Here is a 2,706-nt window from a genome sequence, read left to right on the forward strand (position 1 = left end):
ATTAAGAAAGGCCGTCTGAATTCTTTCAGACGGCCTTTTACAACAGCATACTACATTGTTTTAATTTTATGCAAACAAGATCTTACCACCCTCTTCTTTAACATGGATTGTGCTATCAGGTGCATATTTGCCTTCAAGCAATGCTTTTGCCAACGGGTTTTCGATTTCTGACTGAATGGCGCGTTTGAGCGGACGGGCACCATACACAGGGTCGAAACCAGCTTTAGCAATCAGATCCAAGGCAGCATCATCGACTTTCAGATGCAGATGTTGTGCTTCCAAACGTTTTTCCAAACCTTTAAGCTGGATTTTCGCAATGCTGCGGATATTGGCTTGATCCAAACCATGGAACACGACTACTTCATCAATACGGTTGATCATTTCAGGACGGAAATGTTCTTTCACATCCTCCATCACAACTTCTTTTACCGCTTCGTAGTCCTGAGTACCCATTTGTTGGATATGTTGGCTACCAATATTGGAAGTCATCACGATAACGGTATTTTTGAAGTCCACGGTTCGACCTTGTCCGTCAGTCAAACGACCGTCATCCAATACTTGCAGCAAGATGTTGAATACGTCCGGATGGGCTTTTTCCACTTCATCCAAAAGAATCACGCTGTATGGTTTGCGGCGGACTTGCTCAGTCAGGTAGCCGCCTTCTTCGTAGCCGACATAGCCGGGAGGCGCACCGATTAAGCGGGCAACAGCATGTTTTTCCATGTATTCGGACATATCGATACGAATCAGGTGATCCTCGCTATCAAACAGGAAGCCTGCCAATGCCTTACACAATTCGGTTTTACCCACACCGGTCGGGCCTAAGAACAAGAAGCTGCCATAAGGTTTATTCGGATCGGCCAAACCGGAACGGCTACGGCGGATAGCATCAGACACGGCACGCACGGCTTCGTCTTGACCAACCACGCGGCGGTGCAATACTTCTTCCATCTTCAGCAGCTTGTCGCGTTCACCTTCCATCATTTTTGACACAGGGATGCCGGTCATGCGGGAAACGATTTCGGCTACTTCATCCGCGCCGACTTCAGTACGGAAAAGTTTGTTTTGTTTTTTGCCATCGGGGTTACTTTCCGCTGCCTGCAACTGCGCGCCTAATTTCGGCAACTCGCCGTATTCGAGTTCGGACGCACGGGCAAAATCGCCTTGGCGTTTGGCCTGTTCGATTTTGACTTTGATGTCGTCCATCTGTTTCTTGATGTCGGCAGTGCTGGATGACGCCGCCTTCTCGGCTTTCCAGATTTCGTCCAAATCGGCGTATTCTTTTTGCAGGCCGTCGATTTCTTCGTCTATCAATTCCAGACGTTTTTTGCTGGCATCATCGGTTTCTTTGGCAACGTGCATTTTTTCCATTTTGAGCTGGATAATGCGACGGTCAAGTTTATCCATTTGCTCAGGTTTGCTGTCCAGCTCCATTTTGATGCGGCTGGCTGCCTCGTCGATCAAATCAATCGCTTTATCAGGCAGGAAACGGTCGGTAATATAACGGTCGCTCAACTCTGCTGCGGCAACGATGGCGGGGTCGGTGATGTCGATGCCGTGGTGGATTTCGTAACGTTCCTGCAAACCGCGCAGGATAGCGATGGTGTCTTCCACGCTGGGCTCGCCGATCAATACTTTTTGGAAGCGGCGTTCGAGTGCCGCGTCTTTTTCGATGTATTGGCGGTATTCGTCCAAGGTGGTCGCGCCGATGCAGTGCAGTTCGCCGCGCGCCAAAGCCGGTTTCAACATATTGCCCGCGTCCATCGCGCCGTCGGTTTTGCCCGCGCCAACCAAAGTATGGATTTCGTCAATGAAAATCAAAGTGTTGCCATCGTCTTTAGCCAAGTCGTTCAACACGCCTTTCAAGCGTTCTTCAAATTCGCCGCGGTATTTCGCGCCGGCAATCAAAGCCGCCAAGTCCAGAACCAAAAGGCGTTTGTTACGCAGGGATTCAGGCACTTCGCCGTTGACAATGCGTTGCGCCAAACCTTCGACAATGGCGGTTTTACCCACACCTGGCTCACCGATCAGCACGGGGTTGTTTTTAGTGCGGCGTTGCAATACCTGAATCGCGCGGCGGATTTCGTCGTCGCGGCCGATAACGGGGTCGAGTTTGCCGTCGCGGGCGCGCTGGGTCAGGTCGAGCGTGTATTTTTTCAAAGCATCGCGTTGGTCTTCGGCATTGGCATCGTTCACGTTTTGTCCTCCTCGTACCGCGTCAATCGCGGCATTGATATTTTGTTCGGTCGCGCCGACTTCTTTCAGGATTTTGCCGGTCGCATCGTTCTGCTGTACTAAGGCAAGCAGGAAAAGTTCGCTGGCGATATAGGCATCGCCGCGTTTGGTTGCGGCTTTGTCCATCAGGTTCAACACCGCCTGCAATTCGCGGCTGGGCAGAATATCGCCACCCTGACCGGACACTTTCGGCAAGCTGTTTAAATGCTGCTGCAAACGTTGTTTTACTTGAGGCACATTCACACCTGCATGAGCCAGCAACGCAGCAGCACCACTGTTTTGATCGTCAAGCAACGCTTTTAAAATAAAGCCGGCTTCAAGGTAGCTGCTGTCCGCAGCCAAAGCCAAACTTTGACCTTCTTGCAGAGCTTGCTGAAATTTGGCAGTCAATTTATCAAATCTCATTTTACGTTCCTCTTCAAATATATTCTGTTGGAGCCTATATAAGCCCAAATGTGGATAACTCAATAG

General features: G+C 50.1%; 1 protein-coding gene. It reads right to left on the reverse strand.

Going from position 1 to position 2,706, the window contains the following annotated elements; genetic code table 11:
- Positions 1-66 precede the first annotated feature (66 nt).
- Positions 67-2,640: an ATP-dependent chaperone ClpB gene (clpB, locus tag ACTHUT_RS17435; RefSeq protein WP_250600593.1), complete on the reverse strand. Its 2,574-nt coding sequence runs from the start codon at positions 2,638-2,640 to the stop codon at positions 67-69.
- Between the last annotated feature and the right edge of the window lie 66 nt (positions 2,641-2,706).

Source organism: Neisseria sp. P0022.S010 (assembly GCF_051956635.1).